At 48.9% G+C, this 20,985-nt stretch carries 16 protein-coding genes; 3 read left to right on the forward strand and 13 right to left on the reverse strand.

Translation table 11 applies throughout. From position 1 onward, the window contains the following. Nucleotides 1-37: 37 nt before the first annotated feature. Entirely contained in the window at nucleotides 38-958 is a 921-nt protein-coding gene (locus IDH41_RS21030) for an AraC family transcriptional regulator (RefSeq protein ID WP_223829915.1), read from the reverse strand. Between the two features lie 226 nt (nucleotides 959-1,184). Here IDH41_RS21030 and IDH41_RS21035 point away from each other — a divergent pair, with 226 nt between their 5' ends. Then, nucleotides 1,185-3,872: a glycosyl hydrolase family 95 catalytic domain-containing protein gene (locus IDH41_RS21035; protein ID WP_223829922.1), complete on the forward strand. Its 2,688-nt coding sequence runs from the start codon at nucleotides 1,185-1,187 to the stop codon at nucleotides 3,870-3,872. Between the two features lie 99 nt (nucleotides 3,873-3,971). On the opposite strand, the gene IDH41_RS21040 is transcribed toward IDH41_RS21035, so the two are convergent. The 6 genes from IDH41_RS21040 to IDH41_RS21065 all read right to left on the reverse strand — a co-directional run bounded on the left by IDH41_RS21040 (nucleotide 3,972) and on the right by IDH41_RS21065 (nucleotide 12,922). Then, nucleotides 3,972-5,468 carry an alpha-L-fucosidase gene (locus IDH41_RS21040; protein WP_190864530.1) on the reverse strand — a complete coding sequence of 499 codons (1,497 nt, stop codon included), beginning with the start codon at nucleotides 5,466-5,468 and terminating at the stop codon, nucleotides 3,972-3,974. Nucleotides 5,469-5,802: 334 nt separating this feature from the next. Then, nucleotides 5,803-6,711, reverse strand: a complete 909-nt coding sequence (locus IDH41_RS21045) for a carbohydrate ABC transporter permease (RefSeq protein WP_190864532.1) — start codon at nucleotides 6,709-6,711, stop codon at nucleotides 5,803-5,805. Nucleotides 6,712-6,730: 19 nt separating this feature from the next. Next, complete coding sequence (locus IDH41_RS21050) at nucleotides 6,731-7,690, reverse strand: ABC transporter permease (protein WP_397328345.1); 960 nt, start codon at nucleotides 7,688-7,690, stop codon at nucleotides 6,731-6,733. A 113-nt stretch (nucleotides 7,691-7,803) separates the two neighbouring features. Continuing rightward, entirely contained in the window at nucleotides 7,804-9,504 is a 1,701-nt protein-coding gene (locus tag IDH41_RS21055) for an ABC transporter substrate-binding protein (RefSeq protein WP_190864535.1), read from the reverse strand. Nucleotides 9,505-9,606: 102 nt separating this feature from the next. Continuing rightward, complete coding sequence (locus IDH41_RS21060) at nucleotides 9,607-11,262, reverse strand: sensor histidine kinase (protein WP_317890785.1); 1,656 nt, start codon at nucleotides 11,260-11,262, stop codon at nucleotides 9,607-9,609. A gap of 94 nt (nucleotides 11,263-11,356) precedes the next feature. Further along, complete coding sequence (locus tag IDH41_RS21065; RefSeq protein ID WP_190864539.1) at nucleotides 11,357-12,922, reverse strand: response regulator transcription factor; 1,566 nt, start codon at nucleotides 12,920-12,922, stop codon at nucleotides 11,357-11,359. 270 nt (nucleotides 12,923-13,192) lie between these two features. Here IDH41_RS21065 and IDH41_RS21070 point away from each other — a divergent pair, with 270 nt between their 5' ends. Continuing rightward, on the forward strand, nucleotides 13,193-13,399 hold the full coding sequence (locus IDH41_RS21070) for a hypothetical protein (protein ID WP_190864541.1): 207 nt from the start codon (nucleotides 13,193-13,195) through the stop codon (nucleotides 13,397-13,399). Between the two features lie 270 nt (nucleotides 13,400-13,669). Here the strand turns inward: IDH41_RS21070 and IDH41_RS21075 are convergent, their stop codons facing one another. The 5 genes from IDH41_RS21075 to IDH41_RS21095 form a co-directional block, all read right to left on the reverse strand. Next, nucleotides 13,670-13,807, reverse strand: coding sequence for a hypothetical protein (locus IDH41_RS21075; protein WP_190864560.1), 138 nt, complete (start codon nucleotides 13,805-13,807; stop codon nucleotides 13,670-13,672). Nucleotides 13,808-13,926: 119 nt separating this feature from the next. Then, entirely contained in the window at nucleotides 13,927-14,808 is an 882-nt protein-coding gene (locus IDH41_RS21080; RefSeq protein ID WP_190864543.1) for a carbohydrate ABC transporter permease, read from the reverse strand. 19 nt (nucleotides 14,809-14,827) lie between these two features. Further along, a complete protein-coding gene (locus IDH41_RS21085) occupies nucleotides 14,828-15,790 on the reverse strand; it encodes an ABC transporter permease (RefSeq protein ID WP_317890786.1) in 963 nt (320 codons plus the stop codon). Between the two features lie 71 nt (nucleotides 15,791-15,861). Next, complete coding sequence (locus tag IDH41_RS21090) at nucleotides 15,862-17,454, reverse strand: extracellular solute-binding protein (RefSeq protein ID WP_223829916.1); 1,593 nt, start codon at nucleotides 17,452-17,454, stop codon at nucleotides 15,862-15,864. A 117-nt stretch (nucleotides 17,455-17,571) separates the two neighbouring features. Beyond that, on the reverse strand, nucleotides 17,572-19,308 hold the full coding sequence (locus IDH41_RS21095) for a glycoside hydrolase family 2 protein (protein WP_190864545.1): 1,737 nt from the start codon (nucleotides 19,306-19,308) through the stop codon (nucleotides 17,572-17,574). Nucleotides 19,309-19,462: 154 nt separating this feature from the next. Between IDH41_RS21095 and IDH41_RS21100 the strand changes: the two genes are divergently transcribed. Then, entirely contained in the window at nucleotides 19,463-20,299 is an 837-nt protein-coding gene (locus IDH41_RS21100) for an AraC family transcriptional regulator (protein ID WP_190864547.1), read from the forward strand. 138 nt (nucleotides 20,300-20,437) lie between these two features. On the opposite strand, the gene IDH41_RS21105 is transcribed toward IDH41_RS21100, so the two are convergent. Beyond that, on the reverse strand, nucleotides 20,438-20,985 hold a 548-nt coding region (locus IDH41_RS21105), incomplete at its 5' end, for a helix-turn-helix domain-containing protein (RefSeq protein WP_190864548.1).

The following is a 20,985-nucleotide window of genomic DNA, read 5'->3' on the forward strand; positions in this document are numbered from 1 at the left end:
ACAACGTGAGGACTGGCCTTTGCATAATGGCAGCGGGTCAGTCCTCTCTGCTGATTTCGGAAGCAAGAAACGAGGGGGTTAAAGAATCGCTTCGATTCGCGGCGCGGAAGTCCCCTGCCGAGACGTTGTAGTACTTCTTGAACGCGCCGCAAAATGGTTCCAATGAGGAAAAGCCGACATGCTGCGCGATTTCGCTCACGGACATGGCGGTCTTATGAAGAAGATGGGCGGCGGTCGTCATTCTTGCCTTTGTCAGCATCTGCGTATACGACATGCCAAAATAATGATGAATGATTCTCTCCGTCTGTCTTACGCTTAGGCCAAGCTTTTGTGCGAGTGTCCGAACGGTTATGTCACGAAAGCCTGACCGAAAGCTGTTTTCAATGATAACGACTCTCTCGTCATCCAGCGTTTTTAGGGGCATGACAGTGGTTGTCGGATAGTTATTTGTATAATTTCTGACAAGCTTGACGACGATCTGTTCCATAATATTCTGAACGGTCTTATACCAGCCGATATACCGGTTGGAGGTTTCGCTGGAGAGCTGTTCGAACAGCTGCAGCAAATTCTGCTTGTCCTGACCGAACCAGAAGCTCGTATGAACGAATTGTTCTGCAATGTAGGAAAGATCCGGATCATCGCCAGCCGTATGGGCCAGCACTTCAAAGCAAATACAGTATTCTGCCATTGGGTCGGAGAGATCCGTAATTTGCTCATGAACAATATCCGGACCGGTCATGTATAGCGTGCCGGGCAAGATCGGATATTTATGGCCGTTTGCTGCAAGGATTCCCTGGCCGCAAGGAATATAATGCAGCTCGTAGCTTTTCATGCTGTGGCTGTGTTCCACATAGGATTGATGGAAGTACCCGTAATGGACATACAAAACATTTAATAATAAACCGCCTAAAGAAAGCTTGACATTCATGTTTTCAACATTTATTTTTGGGAGCTCCATTCGGGCTTTCCCCCATTCGATATTGTTGGTTTTATTCATTTATTTTCATATTAAAGGTGTTATATTCTTAACGCAATACGACGCCTGCGCGATTGCGACATCTTGCTGTTCATGATGTCGCTTTGAACGATTCATGAACCTGCTGCCGCCGGATATAATTAGGTCCAAAGCTATTAATTTCAGATAGGGGAGTAATGGAATGGCTAAAGCGGCTGATGTTAAACGAATGTACGATAAAGGAAATTATTCTCGTACCTATACAGAGGTGCCAAGCTCAGATCCCGGACGGGCATGGCGGGAAGGGATGGTTAGCGGAAACGGCGAGAACGGTTACATCATGTCAGGATCGCCGTATACGGATAGCATTATTTTCCAATATATGTGGTTCAACTTCCCGTCCCCGGATCCAAGGGAGATCCCGGAAGAATTGACGGGACAGCTTGCCGATGCGAGACGGAATGTATTTCAGCTGAACGATCAATGGAAGATAACCCACGCGGACGGAAGGACAAGGCGGAGAACCTTCTTCTATGGCTATCATCCGGGTCATCAGCTCAGGCTAAACATGACGAATAAAGGCACCGTAACCGAATATGAGCGATGGACGAATTATGAGACGGCCGAGACCGGTGTGCGTTATGCCGACGAATTCGGCGAGTGGATTCGAACTTCGTTTACTTCCAGAGAAGACAATATCTCGATTATGAAGATTGAACGATCCTCTGCCGGCGCCAAGCTTAACATGACGATTTCTATCGATGACATTTCGAGCATGTACAAAGCCCAGGACGGGATGTCTGAGATCACGGCGCTCCAATACAAAAAGCTGGTGGACCCGAATGCCGACTATATCGCACAGGTTGCCCATTATCCGTCTTACCCGGGCAGCGAGCTGATAGATGGAGGATACGCAGGTCTTACGCAGGTTATTGTCGTTAATGGAAGCAAGAAGCGGGTGCAGCTCGCTGACACGAATGAACCGATGAACGTCGGCGCGGTACAGAACCCGGCCATTGAAGTGGTAGAGGCCGACGCCGTCTATCTCATCACGCAATCGAACAGAGCATTCGATATGGGGAAAATCGAAGATTTTGCCGGAATGATGCAATACGCATTAGTTAATGAACTTCTCAAAAATACGAATGCCGTTGCCGAGAAATATCAGGATTGTTCCGGTCAATTCGATTATGACGCCGCCCTCGCGCCGCATGCCGTTAAGCATGCCGCAGAATTTAACGCCGTACGTTTTACGCTTGAAGGCGACGAGGACTTCAAGGGCTCGGACAACGAGACGCTTATCCGCGCGCAGAAGGAATCGAAATCCAGAATCAATCATGCCTTTATGGAACAGATTTACAATCAGGGACGGTATGCCTTGATTTGCTGCAGCGGTTCGAGCGCGCCGAGGTTGTACGGGATGTGGACAGGGGAGTGGAACCCCGGCTGGCGTGCGATCTATACGCTCGATGCCAACGTGAATTTGCAGGTTTCTCCTATGAACACGGGCCATCTCACATTCGCGCAGCTTGGGTATATCGCATTCTTCCTAAGGAACACATCGGATTTCGAATACAATGCGCGAATGTCTTATGGGATGCATGATGCGATTCAGGTGTCGGTCAACTCGGACGGCGACCGCGGGATGCAAGTGGAATACGACAATGCCTATCCTTTCCAATATTGGAACGCCGGGGCAAGCTGGTGCCTGCTTCCGATCTTCGAGTATTGGCAGTGCTACGGCAACCGGCAAATGCCGATTCAACCCAATATGAGGATTCAAGATTTGAAGAAAATTCTTAGCGTAAGGGACGGAGGACTGACGGATGAGGAGTTCAGACGGTTGGTCGACAAGGGATACCTGGATTTGGAACAGGATATTTTGCTGCCGCTGCTTACAAAGCAGGCGAATTTCTGGGAACAGCTATGTACGCCGGAGTACTATACCGATCTAAGCGGCCATGCATGTTATGAGAAAGGCAAAACAGCGCTGAAGCCAGGCGAAAAATATTTGTTGATCCCTACCTATTCGCCGGAAAATCACCCGATCGGTTACAATAGTACGATTACGGCTAATGCCACCATGGATATTTCAGCGGCCCGGGATGGACTGCATATGGTCATCGCCATAGAAAAAACGATAAAACGCGAAGGCTATGAAGCTGCGGTCGCCAAATGGGAGGCTTTGCTGGCGCTGCTGCCGGATTATAAGGTTGACAAGGACGGCGCGCTGCGCGAGTGGGCGATGAATGAGTATACGGAAAACAACGATCACCGCCATTTGAGCCATCTCTACCCGGCATGGCCTGCGTATGAAACGCAGAACAATTTGGAATTGAGGAAAGCCTCAATTATCGCTGTGGAGAACAGAAACCAATATAATTCGACGGATGCGACAGCGGGTCACGGCTGGATGCACAAGGCATTGGTCTGCGCCAGATTAAAGGACGGCGACGGTGTTGTCTCTTCCCTTCTGCCGATGATGACGGATTCCGGCTATTACACATCCTTGATGACAGACCATGACACGAACAGAAGAAACGACTGCTATTGCACGGATACGTTATTCGGTACGGTGGGAGCCGTGAATGAGGCGCTGCTTTTCTCGAATACCGGTGAAATCGAGGTCCTTCCGGCGCTGCCTTCCGAATGGAAATCGGGGTCGATCAACGGACTGATGGCAAGGACGGGGGTGGAGGTCACAGAGTTGTTTTGGGACACCAACGTCGTATCCTTTACCTTGAAATCCGTTTCAGACCATAAAGAAATGAAAGTAAAAGCTGGCCTACCTTGGATACAAGGAATCGTTAACGACAAGGAAGCAGAGGGATATAACGATGAATTTGGCAAATATCTTCGTATACCGCTGAATGCCGGTATGGACGTTAAAGTTGTAATAATTTTGTCCAATCGATAAGATGATCTGAGTATAATAGGACTGAAAGCTTACATCCATAATGAACAACAAAGCCGGCTGCGTCGATAACGTTAGCCGGCTTTGCTATTAAACTTAGGATTAACGATTCAGCTCAATCGCCAGGCAGTTAACGTACGGAGTCGGACGACTGTCCGGCAGCGAAACAACCAGAGCACCGTACGATTGTTCGAATGGCACTTCACCTACTCCAAGCAACCGGACGGACTTCACTTGGTCTGCCGGAGTCAACGTGCGAATGACGGCGCGATGATCCTCAGGCCACCGCATTTGGAAGGCGTACAGCGTATTTCCCTTTTGTGTGAAACGGAAGTCGCCGGCGTTCCAAGCTACTCTGTCCTCCGTGAAATGGTCGATGACGACGCGGGAAAGACCTTCGCCCGATACGCGGAACGGCCTTGTGCCGTATACGCCTTCCTCGCAAACCCGAATCCATTTGGCCATCTCTTGAAGAATATGCTTGCATTCGTCATCAATCGTACCATCCGGCTTCTGCGGAATATTGAGGAGCAGGTTGCCGTTCTTGGCAATGATATCGACCAGAATTTCGATGACGTGCCCCGGTTTCTTGTATTCGGTTTTTACATGGTAGAACCAATCCCCGACACAAGTATCCGTCTGCCATGGCTCAGGCTTGATGTCAGGCTCCTGGCTGCGCTCAATGTCAAGGATTCCGATGCGGTAAACGTCCTGTCTGCGGTCCTTCTGGTTATAAATCGCACGATTCACCCCGCCGTTTGCCGCTGCATTTGTATTGTACAGATGCGCGACCGCTTGCAGTCCGGCTGAGAACTGAGGGTCATCCAGGGGAGCCCACGCTCTATCCCATGCGCTGGCGAACGGCAGCCCGCCGTCGGAGTACAGCAGATCCGGCTGATACAGATCGATGACTTCCTTCATCACGTCGAACCAGCGCTGATGCCACCAAGCATTATCCGTATACCAAGGCTTTAGCTCAGACGACAGATTATTCGGATCGTAATGCTCGCGGTTCGGCAAATACAAATCTTCGAATGCAGGGTCGTTGCCGTCATAAGGGATACCCGCGTAAGGGCCTTCCTTATCCTGACCTTTATTGAATTTATACCAGCTGAACGTCGCTCCCATATGCTCGGTTAGCCCGAAAGGAAGTCCCCGACTGGATGCGGCGGCTTTCCATAGCGCTACTATATCTTTTTTCGGTCCCATGTTGACCGAGTTCCAGCGGTGGATTTTCGAATCGTAGTTAAAGAAGTTGTCGTGGTGCATCGCCTGCGCGACGAAATACTTGGCGCCTGCGGCCACGTACAAATCCATCAGCGATTCCGGATCGAACTTTTCCGCTTTCCACAGCTGAACGATATCTTTGTAGCCGAATTTAGACGGATGTCCGTAGTGGCGAATATGGTACCGGTATTGCTCGGAACCCTCGCAATACATGTTCCGGGCGTACCAGTCACCGTACATCGGAACCGATTGTGCGCCCCAGTGCGACCATATGCCCAGCTTCGCGTCACGGAACCAATCCGGACACTCGAATTTCCAGAGCGATTCAAATGTGGGTTCGAAAGGACCCTTGGCGATTTGCGCTTTAACCATAAATGGCTTGCCTCCTATTTCTTGATATAAGCTGATTCTAGCAAACGGTTGAAAGTAAAATCTTAACTTCCTCTAGTAAATTATTATCTATTCCTACTTCACCGAATAGCCAAAGGACTGTTCTGGACGATGGAAAGCCATTCGAGGGCAATGCGTTTAATCTATATTTTAACAGTGTGCCCTTCCAGAAAAAACGATTAAAAATGCACCAAAAATCATATCGAAATTCGTTGTTGCAGTATTTTCGTAGTCCTTCATAGGGTCTTCGTCATCAAAAAGGCCCAATCCGTTAAGATTGGGTCTTTTTGTACCGTTTTTTCTATCGATTTGGCCTTTAGCCCTTCACGCCGCCAACAACCATGCCCTTGACAAAATACTTCTGCAGAAACGGATAGACCATAATAATCGGCACGCTGGCTACGATCGTCATCGTCGCGCGAATGGATGTCGGCGTAACGACCGTTTTGTTGCCCTGCGCGTTCGCAAAGGCGTCGGCAGCAGATGCCGTCGTATTGGATGTGGACAGGATCTTCATCAGCTCATACTGCAAGGTGCTTAGATGAGGTCGGGAGGAGTTGTATAGGAAAACATCGAACCAGGAGTTCCACTGGTATACGGCAACGAACAGAGATACCGTGGCAAGAGCCGGAACGGTCAGCGGAAGCACAATCCGTACAAAGGTGATAAAATCGCCGGCTCCGTCCATTTTGGCCGATTCCATAATGCCCTCCGGCAGGCCTTCGATGAAGGAGCGGATGACGATCATATTGAATACGCCGATAATGCCAGGAATAATATAGACCCAAAAGCTGTTCAACATATTCAACTCTTTGATGAGCAGGTAACTCGGAATCAAGCCGCCGCTGAAGTACATCGTAAAGATGAAGGTAATGGATACGAACTTCTTTAAAGCATACTCGGAACGGCTAATCGTATAAGCCAGCATCGCCGTGCAAAAGACGGAGATGACCGTGCCGACGATCGTCCTGGCAGCGGAGATGAAGGTCGCGAAGAAGATATTGGATTCACTGAAGACGTACTGAAAGTTTTGAATCGTCCAATCGCGCGGCCATAAATAGATGTGGCCTTTAATGGAGTCGTTCGCATCGTTAAACGCCAAGGCTAACATATTAATGAAGGGATACAAGGTGAATAGGATTAAAACAAACATAAAGATGTAGTTGCAAACATCGAAAATTTGATCTCCCATCGACGAATAACGCTTGGATTTGGTTTTTGACATCGCGTATGCCTTCTTTCCTTTAATACAATCTGCTTTCGCCAAGACGTTTGGCGAGGTTGTTGGCAACGATGAGGAAGATGAAGCTGACCACGGTTTTAAACATGCCCGCAGCTGTCGCCAAACCAAAGTTATTCATTTGGATCCCGTATTTCAATACGAATATATCAAGATTCTCCGAATATTCAACATTCATGCCATTGCCAAGCAAGTACTGCGGCTCGAATCCGGATTCCAGGATATGGCCTAAATTCATGATAAGCAAAATGACAATGACGGGTTTTATGCCTGGCAACGTAATATGCCACATCCTTTGAAGGCGCGACGCGCCGTCGATTTCCGCCGCTTCGTACTGGGTAGGGTCTATCGTCGTGATTGCCGCCAAGTAGATAATGGTATTCCAGCCCACGTTTTTCCACACTTCAGTTGCGCCAAGAATACCCCAGAAATATTCGCCGACCCCTAACCACAAGACGGGTTTATCGATAATATTCAATTGGAGAAGAAGCACGTTAAAGATACCTTCGGGAGCAAGCGCCGTTTGAACGATATTCGCCGCGACGACCCATGAAATGAAGTGAGGCAGATAGCTGATCGTTTGCACCGTGCGCTTGAAGTAAACTCTCCGAAGCTCGTTGAGAAGAAGCGCCAATAGGATAGCCGTTACGAATCCGAGCACAAGATTAACGGAGCTCATCACGAGCGTATTGCGCAAGACCAAGTAAAACTGCTCTTCCCTGAACAAAAAAGCAAAGTTATCCAAACCAACCCAGGTCTGGTCGAATAAATCTCTAGCCAGCTTGTATTTTTGAAACGCAATCGTCCAGCCCCAAAGGGGTACATATTTAAATACGATTACCCATGCGAGAAAAGGCAACGACATCAGCATCAGCATTTTCTGTCTGGATAACACCTTGAAAAAAGCTCTTAAGCGCGAATCGTCAGCAGTCGATCCTCTCAGCTGCACCGCATGTTTCTCCACCTGATTCGTCTCCCTTCCGGCAGATCTAGTCTGTCTATCCATCGTTTAGAAGGGAAAAGCGAAGGAGGCTTCGCTTTTCCCGGTTTCCTATCCAATTTGTATGAAGCCTTTAATTACCAGACTCCCGCAATGCGAGCTTTAACCTTGTCGGTCATGAATTTCTCGAAGCCGGCGGCATCCAGTTTGCCGAATTCGGCAAGATAATCGTTCCATACGGATTCGAATTGCGCTTCCGTGGCGAATACCAGTTTAGGATAGAACTTCTGTTGTAGATCTCCCGCCTTTTGGTTGAAAATTTGTTCAGGCGAACCTTGCTCCTTCTCGATGCTCCAAGCAGGGTACCAAGGTCTTTCCACAGGCTGGGCGAAGAACCCGGAGAACGTTTCAATGCCATAAGCATTAAGCAGCTCGCGGTCGCCGTCCGTATAGTTGACATTGGCTACTTCCGGCTGTCTCGCTGGCAGATGCGCGTTTCCGTCTTCATAGACCGAGTTGTCGCCGTAACGCGGCCATTCATAATCGAAGTAAGCCCATCCGTATTTGCGCTTGAACTCATTGTCATTGCGGTTAGCTAGTTGCTCTGCGCTCATGATGAAACGTCCTTCTTCGTTGACGGAATAAGTGACGCCTTCCTCACCCCATTGAACCAGCCTTTGATTCTCTTCTTTCAACAGGTTGTCCCAATATTTAATAATACGCACTGGATCCTTGGCGCTTACGCTGATACCAAGACCGCGGTTGTTAACGAAGGAAGGAGGATCCATGTAGGCGTCCGTAATGCTTTCGTCGAATACGATCGGGAGCGATACGTAACGCAGATCGTCATTGCCGGCAGTCTTCAGGTTGTTCATCGCATCGGCCATTTGCCAGATGTAACCGACAAAGCCGAGCACGCGTCCGGAGGTCAGCTTGGCCTTGAATTGGTCGCCGTTAGCCGTAAAGGTCTCCGGATCCACCAATCCTTTTGCGTTCATTTCGTTCAGCTTTTTCAGCCATCTCTTTTCGTGCTCGGTAGCCATGTAAAGCTTGGCTTCGTGCGTTTCCATGTCGACCAGGACATTGCCGTCATTCGGGTAGCCGGCCAGATGCATAGGGGCGTTAGTAATGGTATAGAATTGGCCTTGCTCCCCGGCGAATGTTACGAAGCCCACCGTTTCTTTTCCGTCTACGGACGGATATTTTTCCTGGTACTTGACGATCAGATCAAAATATTGATCCAGCGTCTTGACTTCAGGGTAACCGAATTCCTTCAGCACGCGGCGTTGAATCCAGATGTTGCTGCCTGCATCCGGGTCATTCAAATAGCCGCCAACGTTGGCTGTAAAGGGAAGGATATAAATATTGCCGTCCTCATGCGTAATCTTGTCCATGTATTCGCCATAAACACGCTTAATATTAGGACCATGCTTCTCGATCAGATCATTGAGCGGGATATAAGCGCCGGCATTCAGAAGCTTGGAAAGCTCGCCAACAGGCGAAATAACATCGGGGTATTCGCCGCCGGCAATCATAACGCCTGCCTTCGTGCTAGGATCGCCAACGACGTATTCCATTTTCCAGTCGACGCCGGTTTGTTCCTGAAGAATTTTGCCGATTGTCGTTTCGCTAGCCATAACGTCGATGTTTGTTCCGAAGCCGAAATAACTGAACGTTACCGGATCTGTATTGTCTACAGCATTTCCGTCTGTCGAATCGTTGGCGTTTGTATTGGTTTTGCTTCCTCCATCATTATTGTTTGATGAACAACCGGCAAGCAGGAGTGACACGGCCGTTATAACGGCGAGGCTGGTGTTCAGCCACTTTTTCTTACGCATTTCAAAAGCCCCTTTCTTCTTTCTATGATTGTAAGCACTTTCAGTATAGGAGAAAGAGCAGACATTTGTTATACGGCAAACCTTATATCGATCTTTGAATAGTTAAGAATTTAGCAATCGTAGCGTGATCCGTGAACCTTTGCCCTGTTCGCTTACAATGTCAAAGCTAAACGACTCTCCGTAACATATTTTTAGACGAGTCAAGACATTTTTTATGCCGATGGAATCCCCCATGGCCATATCCTCGCCAATGTATCGATGAAGTTCATCCATCTTGGCTTGATCCATGCCTACTCCGTTATCCGAGATTCTAAATATGATTTGCCCCTGCTCCTGTGCAATCTGAATGGTGATATAACCAATGCCCGGTATATTCTCAATGCCGTGAATACTCGCATTTTCGACAAATGGCAGGAAGGCCATTTTCGGGATTTCGATATCCATTACAGCTTGATCGACTTCGATATGGTACTCCAGCTTGCTGTCAAAGCGATACTTTTGAATTTCAAGGAAACTTTCGATCAAATCGAGCTCCTCGCGAATCGTAACGAAGCTGCGCTTCCACAGAATCGATTTACGAAAGATTTTGGCCATATTTTGAATCGTCTTCGCTGTCTGGGCTTCGCCCTTCATGAGGCTCCGCATCCGGATCGTTTCCAGCGCGTTAAACAGAAAATGGGGGTTGATCTGACTATGCAACGCATGAAGCTGGGCTTGCCTTTGCCGCAGCTCCAATTCCTTTTTTTGAATTTCGGCTACATACACATCATTTATCAGATTTTCGATTCTTTCGCTCATCCGATTAAATTCCACGGCAAGCTCTCCGACCTCATCCCGTTCCCGGTAATAAGGGATACGTTCAAAGTTCTTGCCCTTTATCGATTTCATATGCTTCAAAATATTCTGTATCCGCTTATGGATGGAGCGGGAAATAATCATGATGACGATGGTCGGAACAAGGAAATTAATGCCGGCGAGCCATAGTATAAATTGGCCTGATTGTCTGACATCGTATAATATTTTTTCTTCGTCGAGCACGCCGTAAACCGTCCAGATCCCCAAATAACGGTTTTTTTGATATTGCTTCGCGATGACAATCGTTTTATTCGGCTTGGGTATCTCCTCCATGCCCAGTGTCCGATCCGCAGTGATCAGTTCGCTGGGCGTGCCGTTCGCCAATCGGCCGTACCGTGCTTGATTGGCGGGATCCAGAATGTATATATCACCTTCGAATCCCGATAAATCCAGCAATTGATTCACATATTTAATATTCAAGTCGATTTTCACGACATTCTCGTAAGCGTTAAATCGGTGATCCAGCAGCTTCTGGATGATACTGATGCTGTTGTGCGTCACATACAAATGCGGATACGTATTGTTATGGTTTTTAATTTGACGAAACCAGTCTGTCTCTCGAATTTCATCATCCAGCTTAATAATATCCGCCGAGGCCAGAATCGTAGGATTGTCGCTCATGATCCTGACGGAGCTGATCGTTTTATACTCCTTGTTGGCGCGATTAAACAAATTCGAAACGGCGGAAAGGGACTCGATATATTGATCGAACGAAGCATGGTCGGTATTTAAGTGATGATTGAGCCCCGTATCGATGGAATACAAATAGGAAATGCCGGCAGCATCGTCGATTAATACTCCTAATTCGGCCTGGAGCAAGGAAATGGCGCGCTCCGCGTCTGCCGTCTTCTGATTTTTGATATTCGCGGTCGTCACTTGGTAGAAGATCACATTCGTTAACACGATCGGGATGAACACGCATATGACGTAAATAAAGATCAGTTTGCTCCTGAGCTTCAGATGATGCAAGCGAAGGTTGAACACAAGGGAGGCCTCCTCAATTGGAATGGAACATTTTATTGCGATAGTCCGTTGGCGTCATGTTCTCCAGCTTTTCGAATTGAGTGGCAAAGTAATCCGCGTTATGGAAACCAACCGTCTCGGCAATTTCATACACGCGTCTTTTCGTCTGCCGCAGCAGCCGTTTTGCTTCCTCGACGCGAAGCGACAGCAGGTATTCATTAAAGTAGACGCCGTACTGTTTGCGAAACAGCTGTCCCAGGTATACCGGGTTCAAGTGAAAATCGGCGGCAATCCCTTTGAGATAAATGTTTTCTCTGAAATGGCCGTCGATATATTTTTTTATTTTTTCGATATTGCCTTCGCTTTTCTCTCCCCGCTTGCCGGCGATATAAGCGGCGGCTTCCTCTATAAATTGCAAAAAGACTTCTTTAAGCTGACTGGAATTCCGATATTTCTTCTGCCAATCGAGCAGATCTTCCAGAAGGGCAAGCTCCTTTTCATCCCCCTCCAATTGTCGAATGAGATTAATGACCGCAATCAGAATGCGTCTTATCGTATTTGTAACCGCTCCGTGAGCGAAGTGCCGCTCCTTGAATACCATGAAAATCGATTCGATGGCAGGCGCATATCCTTCCTGTCGATTGGCTTCAACTTCATACATCAGCCTGCCGTGCAGCTCTTCATCAACGTCAAAATAATAGAGCGGGAGCTCTCGCAGCTCGGATGCAATAAAAATACGGTCGAAGTCCTTGGTGAATCGGTAATTCAAACACTCCTCGGCACTGGCGCCGGAAGAAGAGATTTGCTTTAAATGATCGGCCCTCAAGCCGATAAACAACGCGATAGTCGTGACTAACTCCTTCTCCAGGAGATAAAGCAGCCTGGCATAGGTTGTCCGCTCATCCGTAATCTGCTTGCTCATCCACAGCTGAGGCACGATAAGCCCATATTGATTGTACGCGCGTACATGAAGGAGCAACGTTTGTCCCTCTTGTTGGAAAAATCGCATCAGGCAGGACTGAAGGGCAGGCATATAATCGACGGTCCCATTCGGAAGGAGGTCCTGAATCTCCACAATGACATACGTGTACGACGATGCAAGGGGCATCTCCAACGAATGGACGATACTCGCCAGAACCTGCTCGTCGGGCTCCGATTGCAGCAGACTTTCAATGACGGTTGCGACAAGAGGCTTTTCTTTCGTCATAAGCAATAGCTGCTTCTGATTGAGCGTATGGGCGGTTTTTTTGAGCGCGGCCGTCAGCTCCTGCTCATCCACCGGCTTCAGAATGTAATCGGATACATTATAACGGAACGCTTGTTGAGCGTAGGAGAAATCGGGGTAGCCACTAAGAATGACGAACAAGGGCTGGTGCAAGCCCTCGGTCTTGACCTGTCGGATGAGCTCCAGGCCGTCAAGCACCGGCATGCGAATATCGACGATGACCAGCTCGGGGGTCAACCGTTCGATAAGCTCCAGAGCCTGCTCTCCGTTCTCCGCTTCTCCGCAGATTTCAAAGTTCAGCTGCGACCAGTCCATCAGTCCAATTAGTCCTTTACGAACAAAAACCTCATCGTCCACGATCAGCACTTTGTACATTTTTTTCCTCCTTATGAGAGCTGCGAGCGCAGTAGCATGCTGCCGTTCGAGACCGAAGCCAAGTCTGGCCGGCGTATGAAGGCAGAGGGAGACATTCCCTTGAATATGGAGTCAATTATAATCAAAATTCAGTTAGAAGTTAATTCAAATTATCAATATCATGATAATTGCAAGCGGTAGTAGGCGGGCCGAATGCCTAAGCCTCTCACATATTGGAGGATCACGGTCACAAATTTGTATTCTTATCGTCCCGGCTGAAGGAGGGGTTGCATGGATCAAAATCAGAAGCGAGAAAATAGCGATCTAATTTTTAGCCGTCATGGCAGGTTTGGTTTGCCCAGTCTACCAGTTTTTGAAGATTCATGCTTTCAAACTGCGGAATTTTTGGCGGACAGCTTATGCAAGCTGCTAGATATTCATCGTGCTGCGAAAGAAAGGTTCCTTGTCTGCCAACGGAGGAGGAGCTTGCTGTTATGAATCTTTGTCGTAGAGGAGATGAAACGGGACAAGCTACTTGGAGGAGTTGAACAAAACATTTCTCAAGTTAAGAATAAAATGGTAGGAGTATTTTTCACGCGCCTCAAAGCCGATATCCGCAGGCCGTCAGCCGTCTATGGATCAGCCATTCAGCCAATTGTTCGTGCTGTTCTTCGTTCAGTATGGCGTGTCTGCTGTTGCACCGCGACGTGCAGCGATAAGGACAGGAACGGCTGCACGTCACGGATTGTTGCTATTTATTCGTAGTCGCTATCCGAAGCCGATAAACTGTTGACGGAACAGGGTGCTTTCCCGTGCCAGCCGCATCAGGTTCGGCGTCGGAACTTGATAGCCGTAAGGCTGAATGTATCGGCCTGTGTCGTGGGAATGCATGTATATAATGTTCATCCGAGTTCACGTCCTTGCGTATCAATTTGGTTTGGGAGCATTTCCTAATAGATCGGCTTGCTTTTGTTTTCATTGTACCAGTCTTTGTACCACTGCTCCACCTTTGCGCCCAACGGGCTCTACTCTTTTAGCGCACCGATCAAAACGCCGTGCACAAAGTATTTTTGCAGAAACGGATACAGGACCAGAATTGGCAATGTAGATACAATGATCGTCGCGTACTTAATCGTTATCCCAATATCCAGACGATCGCCGGTCGCCGCTCCGGTCATCATATTATCCGTACTGTTTGAAATAAGAATTTCCCTAAGCACCAGCTGAAGAGGGAACAAATCCCGATCACGCATATAGATCAATGCGCTGAAATACGAATTCCAATGACCGACGGCGTACCATAAAATCATGACGGCAATCACGGGCAGAGAAAGCGGGATAATTATCCTGCTCAGAATGATCCAGTCATTCGCTCCGTCGATGCGTGCGGATTCCTCCAAACTTACGGGAATGCCTTGAAATGCGGTTCGCATAATGATTAAGTTAAACGAGCTGATTGCTCCAGGCAGGAGAAGCGCCCAAGGCGTATTTAACATGCCAAGGTTATTAACCAGCAGGAAAGACGGAATAAGTCCCCCATTGAACACCATCGTGATAACGATAATGAGCATAATGGAGTTTTTGAAATAAACGTTACGACGGGAGAGGGCATAGGCGCCGAGCGTAGTCATAATCAAGTTGATGACTGTACCTGCCGTCACATAGAAGAGCGTATTCCGGTAGCCGGTTGCAACCATGGGATTTTCCAGTACCGCTTTATAGGCATCCAAGCTAAACCCCTGCGGGTAGAATAACATGCCGCGAAATCGGGCCATCTCCGTAGGATCGCTTAGAGATGCGAAGAGGATATAAATAAATGGATAAAGCGTAACGAAACAAAGCGATAACATCAAACAGATATTAAACCATGAAAATACGTGTTCACCCAGTGATCGTTTAAATGTCATTTGTACTGTCGATCCCCCTTTACCACAACCTGTGTTCGCTTACTCGTTTGCTAATCGTATTGGCGAGAGTAAGCAAAATGAAGCTGATGACCGAATTGAACAAACCGACGGCAGCGGAGTACCCGAAATCGGCTCCAAGAATGCCTTTTCTGTAGACATAGGTTGAAATGACGTCTGCCGTTTCATAGGTTAGCGGGTTGTACAGCAGGATGATTTTTTCACTTCCAACGGAAAGCATTGACCCAATGTTAAGAATAAACAAGATGACAATCGTTGACATGATGCCTGGAATGGTTACATGCAAGGTTTGCTTCCAACGGCCTGCACCGTCGATACGAGCCGCATCGTACAAGGTAGGATCAATCGTGGACATTGCGGCGAGATAGATGATAGACCCCCAGCCAACTCCCTGCCAAATACCTGAGGATACATAGATGGAACGAAACCATCCCGGCTCCTGAAGGAAAGCGATCGGCTCCATTCCGAACAAGCCGAGGATGTTATTGATCAGACCATCGCGCGCAACAAAATCGACAAGCATTCCCGCGACAACCACGATCGAAATAAAGTGGGGGAGATAACTTATCGTCTGTACGACTCGTTTGAAGACGATACGACGAAGCTCATTAAGCAATAGAGCCAATAGGATAGGGGCGGGAAACGCAAACAGCAATTCATAGATATTGATCAAAGCCGTATTTCGAATAAGCCGCCAAAAGTAAGGGTTTTCAAAAAAATGGTGAAAGTGGGTGAAACCGACCCAAGGACTTCGCCAAACTCCGTCTGCTATACCATAATCTTTAAAAGCAATGAGCAGACCGTACATGGGTCCGTAATGAAAAATGGCATAATAGGCCATAACGGGAAGAAGCATAAGATAGATGTAGCGATTCCGAATCAAGTCCTTTTTTATGATACTCCTTTTGCTTTCCACCGGTATTCCGGCTGCTGCTTGTACCAAATTTTTGTCCAAATCAGGCACGGAATTTATCCCTCCCAGATTCATGGAATATGGCAAGCCGTCGACCCGCCATACTCCGGATTTGGCGATGCTTATCTATTGTTGTAGCGTTCTAATCCTGCTTGCTGAATGAGGAGCGCTTCTTCGATTCCTAATCCTTTTAACGCCTTTACATATTCATCGAATTTATCCAGCGGTTCTGCTCCAATAATAAATTTCAAAATCATTTCGTCTTTATACGTATTGATGTCGGTCATGATCGAGGCGTATCGGCTGCTATCTTCTACGGCGATACTAACCGGAGGCATTCTTTTTTCATGTGCTGGGGCTGACCAAAGCTCCATGGCTTCTTTTTGTTCCGGTTTGGTCGTATACTGCTCTGTGTGACGCACATCCTGCACAAAAGGACCTGATGTAGCGCCCATGATATGTTTTCTAAAGGCTTGGGAAATCGGCAATCCGTCCGGATTTTTCAATACAGCGTCCGTATACTTTGGCTGGCCGTCAACTAAAGTGTACGTTTCTCCTTCTTTTCCGAAGTTCATGATGAGCTTCCCTTCTTCACTGTACAAGTCATCCAGGAATTTTACGGTTCCAACAACGTTTTTGTTGCTCCCGGTTACCGCCGCGAAGATGCCCGTGACGGAATTGTCAAGATATCCGAATACCGGCTTTGCGCCAGGATTTAATGTCGGATAGGGGGTTCCGACAATCTGGAATTCCGGCTGGCTTTGCGCCATTAAGTCCATATATTTTCCGATTCCGCCATTGAGAAACAAAACCGTCGAACCAACCTGATTGCCCGTAATTTTTGCATCTTTCATTTTGCTGTCCGTTGTCGCGAAGTCCTTGTCGAGCAAGCCCTCCTTATACCATTGGTTCATTGTGGCCAGGTATTCCTTGAACCCCGGTTCAATTGGACCGTATTTGACGGTATTATTCTCCTGGTAGAAATCGTTTGGCGTCCCGAAGGCGCCAGCGAAAGCTAATTCCCCTGCAGGAATTAGAATCGGAATTTCGTCCGCTGCACCATTGCCGTTGGGGTCCTGTTCTTTAAACGCTTTCAAAACGGTGTACCATTCGTCAATTGTTGTCGGTACGGCTAAATTTAATTTATCAAGCCAATCCTTCCGTATTGCAGGTCCCAGGAACACTTGCTGCGTGACATCCTCACGAATGAACGGGAAGCCAATGATATCGCCATCGTCCGTAGACATCATTTTTCTCCATTCCGGATGATCTTCTAACAGCTTTTTTAGGTTGGGGGCATTATCCAAATAATCGTTTAGGGGGATGATTTTCTTGTCCCTGATCGCTTTCCGGGCTCCTCCAGGGTAACTGTTCCATCCATATTCAACAACATCGGGCAGCTTATTCGATGCGACCATTAAGTTGAATTGTTCTCCGAGCTGACCTTGCGCGGGATGCTGGAATTCAATTTGTACGCCGGTTTTAGCCTGGATTTCCTTCCAAGCGGTAACCTCTCCGTAACTCTTCATTATGGCGGCAGCATCCGGAAACAATTCCACCCAATACGTTATTTTCGTTAATGGTTCAGTCTGCTCCGTTGAATCTTGTTCTTCTGATGTTGATCCCGTTGACCGTGTTGATTCCCCTCCGGTGCACGCGGCTAAAGCAATCGCAAACAATGCCGGGATAATGAATACAGCTGCAAACCCACTCATCTTTCTCCTCATTGACATGAACAAATTATCCACCCCATTCTAAATCATGATAGGAATCCATTTGGAATGACGAGCCTTAATCCGGGGGCCATCCCTCCTGAGATAACCCTTATGCGATCATTGCAGCGTAGAGCCCCAGCCGAAGGGATCATGCTGGTCCGTGTATATGCTCTTGACCACACGATAGGCAAGCTTGGGTTTGCGATATTCGTTGACCAGCCCCTTGTTGTTGAAGGAGCGTGCGCGGTCCCTAAAGTGGGGGCGACGACTCTGCAGGTCGGCCCGAGTATCTGCAAACTGCCAAACGTAAGTACCGCTAATCTTCGGGTCGTCTCGGAAGAGCTTCAGGGACTTGCTGAGCAAATCGGCTTGGTAGTCCTCGCTGAATAGACGGGGTTCCCAGCCGGAGTCGCCATATACCCCTGCTCCTCCAAATTCGGTCATAAGCACCGGGGTGTTCTCGGCTCCATATTCCTTGCAGCGCTCATGGAAGGTTTCAAGCATCTCCTCGAACTCGACATGTCCGAAATACCATCCGCCATAATAGTTAATTCCGATAACGTCGAAAAGTCCAAGGCAGATGTCTTTCATAGGGTGCATGGTGGCATAAGCCACAAGCCTTGACTGGTCCTTGCTTCTTACGAGTTCCGTCATCTTGACGGACAGCTCATAGGCCTGCTTGGAGCGCGTATCGATTTCATTATGGATAGACCAGAACAGGATCGAGGGATGGTGAAGATCCCGTTCGATCATCTCATCCATCATCGTTAACGCACGTTGTACGAAGATGGGGTCGTCCGTGACCTCCGCCGGGAATGCGGCGCCCCAAATCGGAATCTCGCCCCAGAAGAGCACGCCTCGCTCATCCAGCAGATCGAGCCAGTATTCGCTCTGGGGGTAATGCGAACCGCGTACGGCGTTGCATCCCATCTGCAGGATAATATCCAGATCCTTGGTCATCAATTTGTTGGGGAAAGCAAAGCCCCATTCCGGGTGCTCCTCGTGGCGGTTAACTCCCTGAAGGTAGAGCTCCTTGCCGTTCAGCAGAATTTTCTTGTTTCGGGTCTCTACCGTACGGAACCCGATGCGGTCTGCCCGGTCATCCCGGCCGGCAACGGCTCTGATCATGTAGAGAGCGGGATCCTCCGGTTCCCATCGCCGGAGCCCGGACCAGGCCTGTTCCACGTTTAGTTCCGTGCTTCCCATGGCATGAAGGTAAACGGTTTCAGCGTGGAAGATCTCCCCGTTCCGATAGAGGGATACGGGCACTTCGACAGGGGTATCCGACATGGAACGGAGCTTGAGCTTAACCTGGATGTCAGCACTGGAATCTCCTGTCATGCCATAGGTGATACGCATACCCTCGATCGAGACATCAGGCAGGAGCTGAAGCTCCACGGGCCGGATCATTCCGCCGTAATGAAACCAGTCCACAATGTGGTAGGGTATCGTATTGCGCTCCAGCGTGCTGTTCGTGCGGACGACGAGCTCGTGAACCCCGGCAGCGACGTTAGGGATCGTAAAGTCAAAAGGGGTATATCCACCGTAATGGTATCCCAGGTGGTTTCCGTCCCAGTACACATCGGCATGTCCCAGCACGGCGTGGAACAGAAGACGGAGATGGCTGCTTTCCTCGAGTGTTATCCGAGTGCGATACCATGCCACCCCTTCGTAGTCGAACTTGCCGAGCTCATTATTCCAGCAGGCCGGCACCGGCAAGCGATCGTGGCCGGAAGGAAAATTTGTGTGCCACCCTTCAGAGAACCCGATATTGTCCTTATCAAAAACGAAATCCCATAATCCGTCAAGCAATTGGCATTCCCGAAGTCGATGCTGTTGAAACGTTCGGATCACAATCATCATCTCCAATACTTTTTCTACGATTCATCTATCATTTATGTTCTTTATGTTCGGAGTGTAGCATCGATCGCAACGGAGGGACAATGGCAAAAACAATCCTAATCGTTTATCATAAATGATACAAAAGAGATTTATAGGAGGAAGACTTATGGAATATGCTTTGGGAAATATGGTGGTGCATATCCATTGGGTACTCGACAAGCCGGCGCTGCCAGGCTGGGAGGACATCCGGCAGACCGTATCCGGGCATACCTTTTACTATATCTATAGCGGTAAGGGAATTTTCCGTTGCGAGGAGGAGGATCGGGAAGTAGAGGCAGGCACGTTGGTGTACCTTTGGCCCGGATTGCCTCTCTACATGAAGTCTTCCGAGGCGCATCCTCTTCGAATGACGATGCTGCTCTTCGATTGCGCTTCGCTAAGGAAGAGTGAGAATGGATGGGATGCCCCGGAGCCTATTGAACGGCTGCGGCTGCCATTTCTTATGCCTTTACAGAGTGAGCGTATGGGAAAGATCGGGGGACTTCTCCGGGAGGCGGAGCGAGAATGGGTACCCGGGGATCTCGTGCGAGAGGCAAGAGTGAAATCTGTCTGGTATCGCTTGGTGCAAGAGGTGCACGAGGCGGCGGAAGCAGGCGGAAGGCACAGCGGCGAGGAAGGAATAGCAGCGGCGCTTCGCAGGTTCAAGGAGAAACTGGACACGGGATTTGCCACGGAGTTTCGCATTACCGAATTGGCGGAGCAGACCGGTTTCTCTCCCGTCTATTTGCGCAGAACCTTCGCGGCCCGGTACGGGTGCAGTCCCAAGGAGTACCTGGATCAGCTTCGCAACGAGCATGCTGTCCGCCGACTCCGATTCACGGGCGATTCTATCACGGATATAGCGAAGGCCTGCGGTTATTCCGACCTCTACCAATTCAGTAAGGCGTTCAAAAAGCGCAACGGTATTTCGCCGTCCGAATATCGCAGAAAGCAGGGAGATTGATACCTGACTGGATTACGACAAAAGATGGGCCGCTTTGGGGAAGAGCAGTCGAAAACGGAATGAATGAGCGAATATAAAGGCCGGTCTTCTCGAGAAGAGAAGACCGGCCTTCGTTACGCCGCGGCTTGGCAGCGAGCTTCAGACAAAAAGGTCTTTGTACTGCTTCGGCGTTTCGCCGGCATATTTCTTGAACACTTTCGTGAAATGGCTCTGATCGTGGAAATTAAGCAGATTGGCGGCGCGCAGCGGCGTAGCGTCGGAGAAAGCCAAGAGCTTCTTGGCTTCTTCGACTTTCTGCCGCAGGATATACTCGGTGACCGTCATCCCGACCTCTTGCTTGAACAGCTTCGACAAGTACGCCGGATGGACGCCGGCCGCTTGCGCGAGGCCGCCGAGCGCGATCGGTTCGTAGATGCGGTTGAAAATATAGTTCTGGCAGACGACGACGGGCTTCGAATGACGGGACAGACGCTGGCGGGCGACGCGGTCGGCGAAATCGAACATAATCTGTTGGCCGGCCTTGATGACCTCGTCCGCGTCCTTCAACTCCTCGATATGCTGAATCCAGAGGTCGCTGGCGGTGTAGGCCGTCTCGGGGTTCAAGCCGCCGTCGATCGCCGCCCGCGTGGCGAGCGTCACGAGGCAGATCGCCATGTTTTTCTCGTTCCGAAGCCGGCTTCTTCGGG

The organism is Paenibacillus arenilitoris (genome assembly GCF_014705655.1).
Lineage (GTDB): Bacteria > Bacillota > Bacilli > Paenibacillales > Paenibacillaceae > Pristimantibacillus > Pristimantibacillus arenilitoris.